This is a genomic window from Haloactinospora alba (assembly GCF_006717075.1).
GTDB lineage: Bacteria > Actinomycetota > Actinomycetes > Streptosporangiales > Streptosporangiaceae > Haloactinospora > Haloactinospora alba.
On the sequence record NZ_VFQC01000001.1, the window covers coordinates 362,560 to 376,569 of the forward strand.

The following is a 14,010-nucleotide window of genomic DNA, read 5'->3' on the forward strand; positions in this document are numbered from 1 at the left end:
ACGGGGGTGAACCCCCGCCGCCGGGCGGGAGAACGGTCCCGTCCCACGCGAAGGAGTGCCCATGGCCGCGCGACGCCGGCTCGCCCTGCTGAGTACTGTCCTCCTGCTCGTACCGGTCGGCTGCGCCGACGAGGACGGCCAGGGTCGACAGGAGGGCGGCGGCGACGGCGGAACCTCCTCCCCGGAACGCACCGCCGAACGGGTCATGGCGGACATGGACCGGGACGAGAAGATCGGCCAGCTGTTCGTCCCCACCGTCTCGGGAACGACCCCGGAGGAGAACAGCGACCTGATATCGGAGTACCACCCCGGCGGGCTGATCTACTTCCCCGAGAACCTCACCGACACCGGGCAGATCGCGGAACTGTCCAACGGGCTGCAGGAGCTCGCCGAGGACAGCGGCGCCGGGGTTCCCCTGCTCCTGGGGGTCGACCAGGAACAGGGGACGGTGGCGCGACTGCCGGTCGGAACCCGGTTCCCGGACGCCATGGCGGTGGGAGCCACCCGCTCCACCGACCACGCCGCCGCCCTGGCGGGCACCACGGCGGACGAACTCGCCGCGCTCGGCATCACCATGGACTACGCTCCGGTCGCCGACGTCAACGTGGACCCGGACAACCCCGTCATCGGCATCCGGTCGTTCGGTTCCGACCCGGAACTGGTGGGGCGCATGGCGGCGGCGCAGGCCCGCGCGTTCCAGGAGGGCGGGGTTGCCCCGGTGGTCAAGCACTTCCCCGGACACGGGGACACCGACGTCGACAGTCACACCGGCCTCCCCACCGTGGACGTGTCCCGCGAGACCTGGGAGGAGCGTGACCTCCCGCCGTTCCGACAGGCGGTCGACGCCGGCGCGGACGCCGTCATGACCGCCCACGTGCTCACCCCCGGGCTGGACGGCTCCGGCGAGCCCGCGACACTGTCCCCCGAGCTGGTCAGCGGGGTGCTGCGCGACGAGCTCGGCTACGACGGTGTGGTCACCACGGACGCGCTCAACATGGACGGGGTCCGCCAGACCCACGGGGACGGGGAGATCGCGGTGCGCGCCCTGGAGGCCGGCGCCGACCAGCTGCTGATGCCGCCGGACCTGGAGACCGCCGCCACGGCGGTGCGCGACGCCGTCGAGGAGGGGCGGATCAGCCAGAAGCGGCTGGACACCTCGGTACGCCGCGTTCTCACCCTGAAGGCCGAGCGCGGACTCTACGACGCCGAGCCGGTCGATCCTGAGGCTGCGGAGGAGACGCTCGGCAGCGAGGAGCACCGGGCCGCGGCGCGCGACCTCGCCGAGGACGCCGTCACCCTGCTACGCAACGAGGACGGCACCCTCCCGCTGGAGGAGGGGGACACAGTGCACGTGACCGGACGCGGGGCCGAGGAGATCGGCGCGCGGTTGGCCGAGGCCGGGATCGAACGCGCGGACACCGCGGCCGACGCGGACACCGTCGTGGTGGGAACCGCGGACGCCCGCGACGACACCCAGCAGCGCCGGCGTGTCACCGCAGCGGTGGAGTCGGGAACGCCGGTCGTGGTGGTGGCGCAGGCAACCCCCTACAGTCTCGCCGAGTTCGACGGGGTCGAGGGCTACCTCGCCACCTACTCGGACGTCGGGGTGTCCCGCACGGCCGCGGCACGCGCCCTCACCGGGGAGGTGAACCCCTCCGGGAAGCTCCCCGTCGGCGTTCCCGGTGCCGACGCGGGATACGGGGACGGCCAGGGGCTGTGACGCCTCCGGGAACGCCTCCCAGGAGCGAACCGGGGCGGAGACGGGTCTGATCCCGAGCCTGCGGGTGGGCGAGCGCTGTTTCGTTCCGGGATAGGCTCGGCTGTCGGCGCCCGGTTGTTCCGGGCCCGCCAGACGTCCGTGACCACGCCAGGAGTTCCGCATGATCATCGAGCACGCCGAGATGCTGGTCTCAGCCGGACGGGAGGAGGAGTTCGAGGCGGCTTTCGCGCGGGGGCGGCGGATCCTCGCCCAGGCCCCGGGCTACCGCTGGTCCCGGCTCACCCGGCAGGTGGAGAACCCGGAGTCCTATCTGCTGCTGGTCGGATGGGACACCCTGGAGGACCACACCGAGGGTTTCCGCAACTCCGAGCTGTTCTCCCAGTGGCGTGCCACGGTCGGAGAGTTCTTCGTCTCCCCACCCACCGTTACCCACTACACCGGCCAGCTCGACCCGGTGGACTGAACGGGCCGCCCTGCGCCACCCGCGCAGGGCGGCCGGGGATACGCGGTTCTCCCCGGTTCCTCACCCGGACGCGCCGGACGGGGGAACCCCGATGTCCTCGTCCCACACCTCGGGTTCGGCGGCGACGAACTCCGCCATGAGCCGGCGGCACCGCTCGTCACCCAGCACCACCACCTCGACCCCGTTGGCGGCGAGCCACTCCCGGCCGCCGGAGAACGTGCCCGCCTCGCCGACCACCACACGCGGGATCCCGAACTGCCGCACCAGACCGCTGCAGTACCAGCACGGGGACAACGTCGTCACCATGGTCGTGGTGGCGTAGGAGCGCCGGCGCCCCGCCCGGGAGAAGGCGGCCGTCTCCGCGTGCACCGCCGGGTCGCCGTCCTGCACCCGGCGGTTGCGTCCCCGCCCCAGCACCCGGCCGTGTTCGCCGACCAGTGCCGCACCGATCGGGACACCGCCCTCGGCCCGGCCCGCGCGGGCCTCCTCCAGGGCGACCTCGAGCCACGACCGGTACTCCGCAGGGACGTCCTGCGAACCAGCGGGAGGCGGGCCGGATGCGGCCCCCATCAGCCGGTCGGGGTCAGGCCGAGCTGCACCCCGGACAGGCCGCGCGGTTTCCCGACCAGGCTTTCGGAGACGCCGCGCAGGGTCGTGCTCGCCTCGGCGTCGGGGTCGCTGAGGACCAGGGGTTTGCCCTCGTCGCCGCCCTCGCGCATGCGCACGTCCAGCGGAACCTGGCCCAGTACCGGAACCTGGGCGCCCAGCGAGCGGGTCAGCGCGTCAGCGACCGTCTGGCCGCCGCCCTGGCCGAAGAGGTAGGTGGGTTCGTCGCTGCCGGGCGCGAGGTAGTAGGACATGTTCTCGACGACGCCGGCCACCCGCTGGTGGGTCTGCAGGGCGATGGCGCCGGCGCGCTCCGCGACCTCGGCCGCGGCCTGCTGCGGCGTGGTCACCAGCAGGAGCTCCGCGTTGGGGACGAGCTGCGCCGCGGAGATGGCGATGTCACCGGTCCCGGGCGGAAGGTCCATGAGCAGGACGTCCAGGTCCCCCCAGAAGACGTCGGCCAGGAACTGCTGCAGCGCGCGGTGCAGCATCGGGCCGCGCCACACGACGGGCTGGTTGCCCTTGGTGAACATGCCCACGGAGATGACCTTGATGTCGTGCGCCGTCGGGGGCATGATCATGTCCTCGACCTTGGTCGGGGTGTCCGAGGCGCCCAGCATGCGGGGCACGGAGTGGCCGTAGATGTCGGCGTCGACCACACCGACCTTGTGGCCCTGTTCCGCCATGGACGCGGCGAGGTTCACCGTGACGGAGGACTTGCCGACACCGCCCTTGCCGGAGGCGACCGCGAACACGCGGGTGAGCGAGTTCGGCTTGGCGAAGGGGATCTCCTTCTCCCCCTGGTCGCCGCGGAGCTTCTGCTGCAGCGCCTTGCGCTGCTCGTCGCTCATCACGTCCAGTTCGACCCGGACATCGGTGACACCGTCCACCTTGGACACGGCTGAACTGACGTCCTGCTCGATACGCCCCTTCATCGGGCATCCGGACACGGTGAGGTAGATGCCGACGTTGACGATGCCGCCCTCCGCGATGTCGACACTCTTGACCATGTCGAGATCGGTGATGGGGCGGTGGATTTCGGGGTCCTGGACGGTTGCCAGGGCCGCGTTCACCTGCTCGGTGGTGGGTGTGGAGGACATGTACTCCATGGTATTAAAGGGTGCGCGCGCCAATACACGCCGCGTAGCGGGTGTGTCCGCCTCAGGACGCCATCCACCGGGTCCCGAGGCGGAGCAGTCCCGCCACACGTCCGTTCCCCAGGGAGGAACCGGGTGAGTGTCGAACCGCAGCGCGACGGGACCCGGGTGTTCGAGACCCACCGGCGCCTGCTGTTCAGCGTCTCCTACAACATGCTGGGGACCGTGGAGGACGCCGAGGACTGCGTGCAGGAGGCGTGGATCCGGTGGGCGCGCCAGGACCGCTCCGGTGTCACCCATCCGAAGAGCTACCTGGTGAGAATCGTCACCAACGTCGCGCTGAACACGCTGCGCGCCCAGCGCAACCGCCGCGAGTCCTACGTCGGGCCGTGGCTGCCCGAACCCCTGGTCACCGCCCCGGACGCCGCCGAGCGCGTGGAGCGCGACGAGACGGTCTCCTACGCCGTGCTCGTGCTGCTGGAGAACCTCGCCCCCGTCGAGCGAGCCGTCTTCGTCCTGCGTGAGGTACTCGACCTGCCCTAAGACGAGGTCGCCCGCACGGTGGACCGTACCGAGGCGGGAGCGCGCCAGCTGGCCCACCGGGCCCGGCAGCGGCTCGCCCGCGCCGACGGGCAGCGCGGCGGTGTCAGCGGGGCCGACCCCGCCACCCACGCCCGTCTCACCGAGGCGTTCGCCGCCGCCTACGCGCGCGGGGACGTGGAGACGTTGCGGAGGATCCTGGCGGAGGACGCGGTGACCGTCAACGACGGCGGCGGCAGGGCGTCTGCGGCCCGCAACCCGGTCTACGGCGCGGACCGGAGCGCACGGTTCCTCGCCGGGATCGCGACGCGTTTCCCCGTGGCCCGACTCGAGCGCACCGAGTTCAACGGGGCCCCGGGTGTGCTCGCCATCGGAACGGACGGCGGGGTGCGGTCCGCCGCCGTCGCGCACGTCTCCGGCGGGCGCGTCCGGCGGCTCTACATGGTCCGCACCCCGGACAAGCTCTCCACTCTCCGGGCGCGGGGCGCGGCGGCGGACCCGGGACGGCGCTGAACGGTATCCTCGGCCGCAGAGCATCCGCTGCTCTTTAGGCGGTCGATACACGACCGGATAGTAACCTCGGCGGACTATGGGAAACATGTCGCCACCGTCTGGCTCGCCCTGGCCTTCCGATCCCTGGAGAAGCCGGGAGCCGCAACAGTTTCCTCCTCCGGAGGCCCAGGCGTGGGCCTGGCCGCCGGAGACGGACACGGTGGGTGACTTTTCCGGAACGGTGGCGTGGCCGTCCGAGCGGCGCCCGCCTCCCGCCTCCCGCTCCCGGCTGGCCGCGCCACCGCCGGGAACCCCCTACCACCGCCTGGCGCGCACCCGGCGGTTCCGCTGGTGGGTGCCGCCGCTGGCGGTGGTCTGCCTTCTCGCCCTGGTGCTCCTCACCCAGCTCGTCCTGGGCATCGCCGGCGGGATCATCGCGATATTCAACGGGCACATACCCACGGAGGAGTCCCTCCTCGGCTCGCCGCTGGCCAACCTCGCCTACATGCTGTTCACGTTGGCCACCGTCATACCGCTGGTGCTGTTCACCGTCCGGTTCGTGCAGTGGCGCCCCGTCGGAACCCTGTTCTCCGTGGACGGCAGGGTGCGCTGGCGGTGGTTCGCGGTGTGCGCCCTCGCCGCACTGCCGGCGGTCGGAACCTACCTGGGGCTGCTGTACGCCGCGCACGCCGCCACGGCGCAGAGCTCGCAGTTCCTCGGGACGTTCGTGGGCAGCGGCGCCTTCCTTCCCGCCCTCGCGACGATCGTCGTGCTCGTGCCGTTCCAGGCGTCAGCGGAGGAGATCGGGCTGCGCGGCTTCCTGATGCAGGCGCTCGGGTCCTACGGTGCCCCGCCGGGGGAGCGGTACGGCCACGGGACGTGGGCACGGTTCCTCCGCACACCGGTACTCGGGATAGCCGTCAGCGGAACCGTGTTCACCCTCCTGCACGACTACGTCGGCTGGGGGCTGGTCAGCGTCGGGATCCTCGGCCTCGCCCTGGCGTGGCTCACCTGGTACACGGGGGGCCTGGAGGCCGCGATCGGGCTGCACGTGCTGCACAACCTCGCCGCCTTCACCCTCAGCGCCTACGAGGGAACCCTGGACACGGTGGCCACCGGTGGCGGGTCGTTGCTGGACGCCGTCGGTACGGCCGCGGAGGTGGTGCTCTACGGCGCGGTCGTCGTGTGGCTGGCGCGGCGCGCCGGAATCAGACGTACCGTCCCCGCGGCCGAGGAGGAATGAGGCACCGCCCCGGAAACCCCGCGCTGCGGGAGCGGCACGCATCGAACCGGCCCGGGGCCTGTTCTGCGGACGTTCGTCCTGCTACGCGGCGGCCCGATACCGCCCGGCCGCGTTCTCGCCGGTCGACAGAGGGCCCGCGCTCTGCCTCCCTGACCGGCCGTGCCAGGCGCCGCTCGCCATGAACAGCGCCCATCAGACAGGCCCTCAGGGGCGGCGGAAAATCTCGGTTTCCGCGCAGGTCATACGGGTACCCCTCCCACCAACCATGAAATCCGCACCGTCATGTCCCCGCTGTGGGCGCACCGTGCAGGCGCCCAACCTGTGGTCGAGCGCGTGGCAGTGCCACGTGCACGGGAACGTCGCGCCCCTGCAACGGGCGCGTCCGCCGGACGAGACCTCGCTGGCGCTGGTACTCGACCGGGCCCAGGTCCCGGTGTGGATCCCGTGGCCGCTTCCGGCCGGATGGGTCGTCACCGGATTCGCCGACGCCGGCGACGAGCGGAGCGGGGCACTGGCCGTCACCGTGGCACTGTCCGGACCCGCCCCCACCGGCGGGGTCGGCGAGCTGACGCTGGTGGCCGAGGATCCCGGCATCGGCCTGGGTGCGCGCATGGCGGGTCTCGTGGGGCCCGACCCGGGGGTGGGCTTCGACTCCGGGGGAGTGGACAGCAAACTCCGGTTCGACGGGCACGACATCGCGTTGTGGCGCGTCGGCACGGACAAGGACCGTGCCGTCTACGCCGGGGAGGCGCTGGCGAGCTGGCTGTGGCTGGTGTTCTCCCCCGCTGACGCCGGCATGCTGATGGGGGAGGTCTCCGCGCTGCGCGACCTGCGGGACCGCCAGAACGGCGGTGTCGCACTGGACCCGCCGTTCGGCGCCCCCTCCCCGTTCCTCACCTCCGTGCTGGAACCGCCGCCTTCCTGAGCCGCACGGGAGCTGCCAGACTCGGCCGATGGCTCTCATCGATCTGCACGCGCACAGCAACGTCTCGGACGGGACCGAACCTCCCGCGGCCGTCGTCGGCCGGGCTGCCGCCGCCGGCCTGGACGTGCTCGCCCTCACCGACCACGACACCGTGGCCGGATGGGAGGAGGCCGTCTCCCACCTTCCCCCCGGCCTCACCCTCGTCCCCGGGATGGAACTGTCGTGCGCCTCCCGCGACGCGAGCGTCCACCTGCTGGCCTACCTGTTCGACCCCGAACACCCCGAACTCGCCGCCGAACTGCGGCATGTCCGCGCCGACCGGGTCATCCGGGCCGAGACCATGGTCCGGCGCCTGCGCGAGGAGGGTGTCGACGTGGCATGGCGGCGGGTGCGTGACATCGCGGCCGCCGACGGGCAGCGGGACCGGCCCCCGGAAGAGGAGGGGAACGCGGTGGGGAGGCCGCACGTCGCCCGCGCCATCGTCGAGGCCGGGGCGGCCAGCGACGTCCAGGACGCGTTCGACCGGTGGATCGGGGCCGGGTGTGTGGCCCACGTCGACCGCTACACACTGGACCCGGTGCGCGCGGTCACTCTCGTACGGGCGGCTGGCGGGGTGTGCTCCCTCGCCCATCCGGCACGGGCAGAGAACAGCGACACCGGAGCCGTTCCCGAACCCCTGGTGGAACGCATGGCACACGCCGGACTCGGCGGGATCGAGGCCGACCACCCCTCCCACGACGACGCGGAGACCACCCACTGGCGCGGTGTCGCGCGCCGGCTCGGGTTGGCGATAACGGGCTCCAGCGACGACCATGGTGAGCTGACCGGGCACCGGCTCGGTTCCCGCGTGACAGATCCCGCGGAGTTCGCCCAGCTGACCGGGCCGGCCACCGGAACGCGGCCGGTCACCGGCGGATGAGCGCCCCGCTCGCCTCCCGGCGGTGGGGACGGCGGGCTCGTTAACCGGGGACTTAACACAGCGGTGGCAGCATCGGCAGGGACCGCGTGCCCGAACGACGGTTACGGGCACGCACACGCAGAGTTCGGACGCGAAGCGAAGGGTCGGCACGTGTTCTGGAAACGGAAAGACAAGAGGAAGAGCGACGGTGAGGCCGGAGGCTCGGCGGCCGCGACGGCCGACCCACCGCAGGGGCACACACCGGGCGACTCGGACGACACCCCGGAGGCGGAGGCCGGCGCGGACGACGCCACCGGGGAAACCTCCAAAACCGGCACCGGTGAGGACGCCGACGCGGCCGGCGACACCGACGCGGCGCAGGACCCCCAGGACGCGGAAGCGGGCACGGGCCGGGCCGACAGCGACGGCATCCAGCGGGTCACCACCGACGGAGTGCTCCGCCTGGACAACGTGGAGCACGACACCTCCAGCCACACGTGGATCGTGGAGGCGGACGACGACGGTGTCCTGGTGATCGACCCGGCACACGACTCCCAGGCCATCCTGGACGCGGTGGGAGACCGGGAGATCTACCTCGTGGCATGCACGAACGGGTACAACACCCATATCTCCGCCGCCGTGGAGGTCGCCGAGCGCGACGACGCCCCGATCGCCCTGCACCGCCGGGAGCTGCGGGCGTGGCGCCGCACGCACGGCGCCGAGTACCGGCCCGACCACGAGATCGAGGGCGGGGGGTCGTTCACCGTCGGGGACCTGGAGGTGGACATCCTGCCCGTTCCCGGTACCTCGGCCGGGAGCGTCGCCTACTACGTCCCGGAGCGCGGTGCCGTTTTCAGTGGTGACACCCTCCGGGCCGGGGAGCCGGGAACCGTGGGAGGGGGGTACCTGGACTACACCGGCCAGCTCTCCTCGATCGGCGAGGTCCTGCTGACCCTGCCGCCCGACACCCGGGTGCTGCCGGACAACGGTCCGGAGACGACGGTGGAGGCCGAGACGCGGAACTTCGACGCGTGGGTGTCGCCGGGGTGAGCGTTCCCGCGGTCGCCGCTGCGGCGTCCCGGGGCTCGTGCTCCCGGCGGGTCAGACCTCCCGCTCCGGCGCCTCCGCCCGGTTCCAGAACTCGTTCAGCGCGCCGGCGGTGGTCTCCGGAGCCTCGACGTTGGGGGAGTGGGCCGCGCCGGGGATGACGACGCGGTCGGCACTGAGGCGCTGGGCCATGGTGGCCTGCACCTCCGGGGGCCAGGTCGTGTCGTTCTCGCCGTAGAGCACCAGCTTCGGAATCTCCACAGCGGCCAGTTCGGCGGTGCGGTCCGGGGCGGAGAGGATCTCCGTGCCCATGCCCGCCAGTCCCGCCGGGTCGTTGGCCAGCATCCGGGTGCGCAGGAAGCGGTACACCTCGTCGGGAACACCGCTCTCCCGAGTGGGGCCGTCGAGGTTGCGCTCCCAGAGCTCCGCGAGACGCTCCCGGGTGGGATCCGTGCCCAGCGCGGTCACGAGGTTGCGCGCGTCGGCCGCGCGCTCCCCGTCCACCCGGGCGGGACCGGAGCTCATGGCGGCGTAGGACAGCAGCTTCGCCTGCCCCCCGAGTACGGTCTCCCGCGCGACGAGGCCGCCGAAGGAGTGCCCCAGCAGGTGGAGGGGGCCGTGCTCGAGGGCCTCGGTCAGCGCGGTCACCGCCTCGCCCAGTCCCCGCAGGGTGTAGCCGTCGGCGTGGCCGAACCCGGGCGACTCGTACTGCCCGGGCATGTCGATGGCGACCACTGTGCGGCCGGCGTGGGCCAGCGTCTGCAACACCGCGATGAAGTCCTCCTTGCTGCCGGTGTAGCCCGGCACGAGGAGGGCGGGTTGCAGTTCGCAGCTGCCCACCGTTGGCACCGCCCACAGCGCGGCGACGGTGCCGAGTTCCGTGGGAATGTCCCTACGCCGCACACCGGGCGGCAGTTCCAGAAACCGTGGTGTACTCACGCCGCCTCACGATAGACGATCCGTATCCCTCACCAGGTCGACGCTACCGGGGCGGCGTGCCTCGGCTCAGTGCCGCGGGAGGCCGCGGTGCGGCGGCGTCAGTCCTGGCGCTTGTTGCGCACGTCGACCCCGTTGCGGGTACGGCGCCTCCGCCGGCGCCGGGACGGGGCGGCCTCGGAGTCCCCACTGGTGGACTGGCGCTCCGTTCCCGAGGAGCCGCTCGGTGCGGACTCGGAGCCGGCCGTCTTCTTCCGGGAGGAACGCCGCCGGTTGCGGGAACGTCCCTGGCCGCGCCCGGAGTGCTCCTCCCGGCCGGTTCGGGTCCCGCCTTCGCTCCGCTGGCCTCCGGTCTCCCCGATGTCCTCCACCTCTTCGGCCTCCAGACCGGCCCGGGCGCGCTGCTCCTTGGCGAGCTTGCCCTTGGTTCCGGCCGGGATACCGAGCGCCTCGAAGAAGTGAGCCGAGGTCGAGTAGGTCTCCGGCGGTTCGGAGAGCGGAAGGTCGAGCGCGGTGTTGATCAGCTTCCACCGGGCGATCTCCTCCCAGTCGACGAACGTCACCGCGGTGCCGGAACGCCCCGCCCGGCCGGTGCGGCCGGTGCGGTGGGTGTAGGTTTTCTCGTCCTCGGGGCACTCGTAGTTGATCACGTGGGTGACGTCGTCCACGTCCAGCCCTCGGGCGGCCACGTCGGTGGCGATCAGCACGTCGATCTTGCCGTTGCGGAACGCGCGCAGGGCGCGTTCCCGCTGCCCCTGCCCCAGGTCCCCGTGGACGGCGGCGGCGGCGAAACCGCGCCGTTTCATCTCGGCGGCGACCCTGTCACAGGTGCGTTTGGTCTGGCAGAACACCATGCTCAGCCCCCGGCCCTCAGCCTGCAGGAGGCGAGCGAGCATCTCCTGCCTGTCCATCGGGTGGGTGCGGAAGGCGTGGTGCTCGACGTGGTCGGTGGCGATCTGCTCGTTGCCGTCGTCCTCCCCGGCACGCACGTGGGTGGGCCGGTTGAGGTAGTTGCGGGACAGGGAGACGATCTCGCTCGGCATGGTCGCCGAGAAGAGCATCCCCTGGCGCCGTTCGGGAAGCTTGGTCAGGATGCGCTCGATGTCGGGAAGGAAACCCAGGTCGAGCATCTTGTCGGCCTCGTCCAGGACGATGGCGCTGACGCCGGAGAGGTCGAGGTGGTTCTGCTTCTCGAGGTCGAGCAGGCGTCCGGGGGTGCCCACGACGATGTCGGCACCGCTGTGCAGCCCCTCGATCTGGGGTTCGTAGGACCGTCCGCCGTACACCGTGAGGAGCCGGCTCCCGGTACGCTTCCCCGCCGTCTCGAGGTCGGCCGCCACCTGGATGGCGAGCTCCCGGGCGGGAACGACGACCAGGGCCCGGGGGCGCTTCGGCTCACCCGGTGCGCTCTGCACCCACTGCAGCAGCGGGATGCCGAACGCGAAGGTCTTGCCCGTACCAGTGCGCGCCTGCCCGATGATGTCGGACCCCTTCAACGCGATCGGTAGGGCCAGCGACTGGATGGGGAAGGGTTCGGCGATCCCCTCGGCCTCGAGCGTGTCCGCGATCTCGGAACTCACGCCGAGGTCGCGGAACGTTTCTGTCGTCTCGTTGGTCGTGTCTGTGCCTGTCAGGGTTCATGCCTCCATCTGCGGGCCACAATGGCTCGCGTCGTTTTTCCGGATGCCGCGGAGCAGGACCCCGCTCGGCCGTCTCTCCGGCCGGGAGCGGGCTGCGTCCGGGCGCGGCTCGACGGTCCGGGATGTTACTCCCGGCCCACGGCGCAGCCCCGGGCGCGCATCACGGAGTTGCTCCCACCCGTGTAACGCGCGCACCCGCACCCGCACCCGGCATTCGGTCCCCGCCGGTTACGGGACTCTACGGCGAGCAGGGCGGTCCGCTCGGTTGTCGTCATGCGCGGCGGCGACCACGGGATTCCCGTACCGGAACCGGACCGCGCACCACCACGGTGCAGCAGTCCTGGCCGGCCGTGCCAGGCGAACCGCGCTGCTGCGCGCCGTTCGCCACACCCTCCGACGAGACCGTCGGGAGACGGGAACGTGCTCACGGGCCCTCCGCAGTCCGCGTGTCTGGCATGTACCAGCCGCCGCACGCGATGGCCGGCTCGTGCCGACCACTGGGAGCGAGTGTATCTCCAAGCCTTGCCGCTGGGTATGGCACCTGTGGATACAGGACCGCAGTCTTTCGCTCCCCAACGCTTCAACATGGCACCACACGTTGTCATTCCTGGCTAATCGGACGGCGGGCGCGCGGTACTCTTTCTCCCATGACGAACGGCTCTGTTCCCACCGCTGGATCCGGCCCGGGCGAGCACGCCGAGCGGGGGGTGGTCGACCTGCTCGGGCTGCTGGCCTACGCCGAACTCGTCGCTTTCTTCCGTACGGCCGAGCACGCGGAACTCGCGCCGACGCTCGAGGCGAAGGGAAAGCTCGCGGGGCTGGCAGCGGGTGAGTACGCCAACCACGAGCGGCTGTACACCGGCCTCGTGCAGCGCGGCGCCGACCCGGAGGAGGCCATGCGGCCGTTCGTGGCGCCGCTGGACGCCTGGCACGCGCGCACCGAGCCGCAGGACTGGCTGGAGAGCCTGGTGAAGATCTACGTCGGTCTCGGTATCGCCGGTGACTTCTACCGCAAAGTGGCCGAACTCACGGACGAGGGCACCCGTGAGCTGGCGACGAGCGCGGTGGCCGACACCCAGCGGGCCGAATTCATCGCCCCCCAGGTCCGTGCCGCGGTGGAAGCCGACCCCGCATTGGGCGGGCGGCTCTCACTGTGGGCGCGGCGCCTCGTGGGGGAGGCGTTGAGTCAGGCTCAGAGTGTGGCGGCCAGCCGGATGGACCTGGCGGTACTGCTCGCGGGAGGCGCGCAGGAGGACACCGAACAGCACGGGGACGGTTCCGGCTCCGGCGACCTCGCCACGGTGAGCAGGATGTTCGCTACACTCACGGACGCGCACAACACGCGGCTGGCGGCCATGGGACTGGGCAGCTGACACCGCCCTCGCCCCGCGGTGCGGGGTGAGGCGCTTCCTGGCAGCACCGGGCCCGCCGCTGCTGTGGTGCGGTTTTCCCGCAAGGTGACGTGCCGGACGCGGGGTGTGTTCTCTCCCACATTCGCCCTGTTCCGTTGCGGTGTCCGTATATAGTTTCTCGTGTCCCGCTGTTTTCCGTTCCTTTGAGGTATCCGTCCATGCGCCGTGAGTACTCCGGCGGGGGGTCGTTGTCCCGGCTCTCCCAGGAATTCGGTACATTCGGTCCGCTGAGTGCTCAGCCGGAACCGTGGCTCACAGCCGAGCTGGACCAGCACGCCGCCGCCGTACGCGACTCCATCACGTCCGGGGGAGGGCTGCTGGGCCGCCGCAGCCTCGCGGAGTACCTGCACGGTTTCATCGACGGGTGCCGCGAACGCGGATGGCATACCGGCAACGACGGCTACGACTGGGAGACGCTGCGGTTGTTGGCGATCTGCCGCCTGGCCCGCGATCGTGGGTTCGTCCACTGAACCGGTAGCGCCCCGCCCTCCCGGCCCGTCCGGGCGGTTGCGGGGGCGCGCTTCGTCCACGGTCGGCTACACGGTGTGATAATCCGGTGTCGGGGATGGTATATCGGGAGGCGCGGTTACACACCGCGGCCCTGCGAGCCAGTACCGTCGGACGGTGCGTCAGGCCGGTGCACTGAGTGGTATCCGCTCCGCGACCGACAATGCGGCCGCAAGCGCGCCGCGAGAAAGGAAAAACGTATGGGACGCGGCCGGCACGGGGCCGCGCGTCCGCCGATGAGTGTGCTTATCCGGCAGGACCGCGCCGATTTCGGGATCCTCCTGGGGATCGTCGTGCTCGCCGTGGCGGTCATGGCGCTGACCGGTTGGGCGCACGTGGCCTTCTGGCTGGCCCTCGTCCTCGTGGGCGCGGGGGCGACGTTGATAGTACGTCGGATCATGCGGCTCGCCCGCAGTGAGAGCCAACAGGACGATGACCTGCTGTGACCGGCGTTTTCCGGTGCGGGCGCGCCACACGAGCGGGG

General features: G+C 71.6%; 15 protein-coding genes. 11 read left to right on the forward strand and 4 right to left on the reverse strand.

From position 1 onward, the window contains the following. The first annotated feature begins 61 nt into the window (after positions 1–61). Positions 62–1,720, forward strand: coding sequence for a glycoside hydrolase family 3 protein (locus tag FHX37_RS01690; protein ID WP_141921713.1), 1,659 nt, complete (start codon positions 62–64; stop codon positions 1,718–1,720). Positions 1,721–1,880: 160 nt separating this feature from the next. Further along, the gene (locus tag FHX37_RS01695) at positions 1,881–2,183 is read left to right on the forward strand and encodes an antibiotic biosynthesis monooxygenase family protein (RefSeq protein ID WP_141921714.1); all 303 of its coding nucleotides are present in this window, start codon (positions 1,881–1,883) and stop codon (positions 2,181–2,183) included. 60 nt (positions 2,184–2,243) lie between these two features. Here FHX37_RS01695 and FHX37_RS01700 read toward each other — a convergent pair whose 3' ends face one another. Both FHX37_RS01700 and FHX37_RS01705 read right to left on the reverse strand, forming a co-directional pair. Beyond that, complete coding sequence (locus FHX37_RS01700) at positions 2,244–2,753, reverse strand: nucleoside deaminase (protein WP_141921715.1); 510 nt, start codon at positions 2,751–2,753, stop codon at positions 2,244–2,246. Continuing rightward, positions 2,753–3,889, reverse strand: coding sequence for an Mrp/NBP35 family ATP-binding protein (locus tag FHX37_RS01705; RefSeq protein WP_141921716.1), 1,137 nt, complete (start codon positions 3,887–3,889; stop codon positions 2,753–2,755). Before FHX37_RS01705 ends, FHX37_RS01700 begins: the two co-directional genes overlap by 1 nt. Before the next feature lie 132 nt (positions 3,890–4,021). Between FHX37_RS01705 and FHX37_RS23395 the strand changes: the two genes are divergently transcribed. The 6 genes from FHX37_RS23395 (at position 4,022) to FHX37_RS01730 (ending at position 9,034) form a co-directional block, all read left to right on the forward strand. Next, entirely contained in the window at positions 4,022–4,429 is a 408-nt protein-coding gene (locus tag FHX37_RS23395) for a sigma-70 family RNA polymerase sigma factor (RefSeq protein ID WP_246062017.1), read from the forward strand. 18 nt (positions 4,430–4,447) lie between these two features. Further along, positions 4,448–4,939 (forward strand): sigma-70 family RNA polymerase sigma factor family protein, encoded by a 492-nt coding sequence (locus FHX37_RS23400; protein WP_246062019.1) that lies wholly within the window; start codon positions 4,448–4,450, stop codon positions 4,937–4,939. 199 nt (positions 4,940–5,138) lie between these two features. After that, the gene (locus tag FHX37_RS01715) at positions 5,139–6,161 is read left to right on the forward strand and encodes a CPBP family intramembrane glutamic endopeptidase (RefSeq protein WP_246062025.1); all 1,023 of its coding nucleotides are present in this window, start codon (positions 5,139–5,141) and stop codon (positions 6,159–6,161) included. A 265-nt stretch (positions 6,162–6,426) separates the two neighbouring features. Further along, on the forward strand, positions 6,427–7,086 hold the full coding sequence (locus tag FHX37_RS01720) for a DUF6758 family protein (protein WP_141921717.1): 660 nt from the start codon (positions 6,427–6,429) through the stop codon (positions 7,084–7,086). A 28-nt stretch (positions 7,087–7,114) separates the two neighbouring features. Continuing rightward, positions 7,115–8,005, forward strand: a complete 891-nt coding sequence (locus tag FHX37_RS01725) for a PHP domain-containing protein (protein WP_141921718.1) — start codon at positions 7,115–7,117, stop codon at positions 8,003–8,005. Positions 8,006–8,155: 150 nt separating this feature from the next. Continuing rightward, on the forward strand, positions 8,156–9,034 hold the full coding sequence (locus FHX37_RS01730; protein WP_141921719.1) for an MBL fold metallo-hydrolase: 879 nt from the start codon (positions 8,156–8,158) through the stop codon (positions 9,032–9,034). A 51-nt stretch (positions 9,035–9,085) separates the two neighbouring features. Here the strand turns inward: FHX37_RS01730 and FHX37_RS01735 are convergent, their stop codons facing one another. Both FHX37_RS01735 and FHX37_RS01740 read right to left on the reverse strand, forming a co-directional pair. Continuing rightward, positions 9,086–9,970, reverse strand: a complete 885-nt coding sequence (locus tag FHX37_RS01735) for an alpha/beta fold hydrolase (RefSeq protein WP_141921720.1) — start codon at positions 9,968–9,970, stop codon at positions 9,086–9,088. Between the two features lie 98 nt (positions 9,971–10,068). Further along, a complete protein-coding gene (locus tag FHX37_RS01740; RefSeq protein WP_141921721.1) occupies positions 10,069–11,547 on the reverse strand; it encodes a DEAD/DEAH box helicase in 1,479 nt (492 codons plus the stop codon). 707 nt (positions 11,548–12,254) lie between these two features. On the opposite strand from FHX37_RS01740, the gene FHX37_RS01745 reads away from it, so the two are divergent. The 3 genes from FHX37_RS01745 to FHX37_RS01755 all read left to right on the forward strand — a co-directional run bounded on the left by FHX37_RS01745 (position 12,255) and on the right by FHX37_RS01755 (position 13,972). After that, complete coding sequence (locus FHX37_RS01745) at positions 12,255–12,980, forward strand: ferritin-like fold-containing protein (RefSeq protein WP_141921722.1); 726 nt, start codon at positions 12,255–12,257, stop codon at positions 12,978–12,980. A 197-nt stretch (positions 12,981–13,177) separates the two neighbouring features. Next, positions 13,178–13,489 (forward strand): DUF6401 family natural product biosynthesis protein, encoded by a 312-nt coding sequence (locus FHX37_RS01750; RefSeq protein ID WP_141921723.1) that lies wholly within the window; start codon positions 13,178–13,180, stop codon positions 13,487–13,489. Positions 13,490–13,762: 273 nt separating this feature from the next. Next, on the forward strand, positions 13,763–13,972 hold the full coding sequence (locus FHX37_RS01755) for a hypothetical protein (RefSeq protein ID WP_246062027.1): 210 nt from the start codon (positions 13,763–13,765) through the stop codon (positions 13,970–13,972). The last annotated feature ends 38 nt before the right edge of the window (positions 13,973–14,010 follow it).

Coding starts and splice junctions, on each gene's coding strand:
- FHX37_RS01690 (WP_141921713.1), top strand. CDS start 62: ATGGCCGCGCGACGCCGGCTCGCCCTGCTGAGTACTGTCCTCCTGCTC.
- FHX37_RS01695 (WP_141921714.1), top strand. CDS start 1,881: ATGATCATCGAGCACGCCGAGATGCTGGTCTCAGCCGGACGGGAGGAG.
- FHX37_RS01700 (WP_141921715.1), bottom strand. CDS start 2,753: ATGGGGGCCGCATCCGGCCCGCCTCCCGCTGGTTCGCAGGACGTCCCT.
- FHX37_RS01705 (WP_141921716.1), bottom strand. CDS start 3,889: ATGTCCTCCACACCCACCACCGAGCAGGTGAACGCGGCCCTGGCAACC.
- FHX37_RS01720 (WP_141921717.1), top strand. CDS start 6,427: ATGAAATCCGCACCGTCATGTCCCCGCTGTGGGCGCACCGTGCAGGCG.
- FHX37_RS01725 (WP_141921718.1), top strand. CDS start 7,115: ATGGCTCTCATCGATCTGCACGCGCACAGCAACGTCTCGGACGGGACC.
- FHX37_RS01745 (WP_141921722.1), top strand. CDS start 12,255: ATGACGAACGGCTCTGTTCCCACCGCTGGATCCGGCCCGGGCGAGCAC.
- FHX37_RS01750 (WP_141921723.1), top strand. CDS start 13,178: ATGCGCCGTGAGTACTCCGGCGGGGGGTCGTTGTCCCGGCTCTCCCAG.
- FHX37_RS01755 (WP_246062027.1), top strand. CDS start 13,763: ATGAGTGTGCTTATCCGGCAGGACCGCGCCGATTTCGGGATCCTCCTG.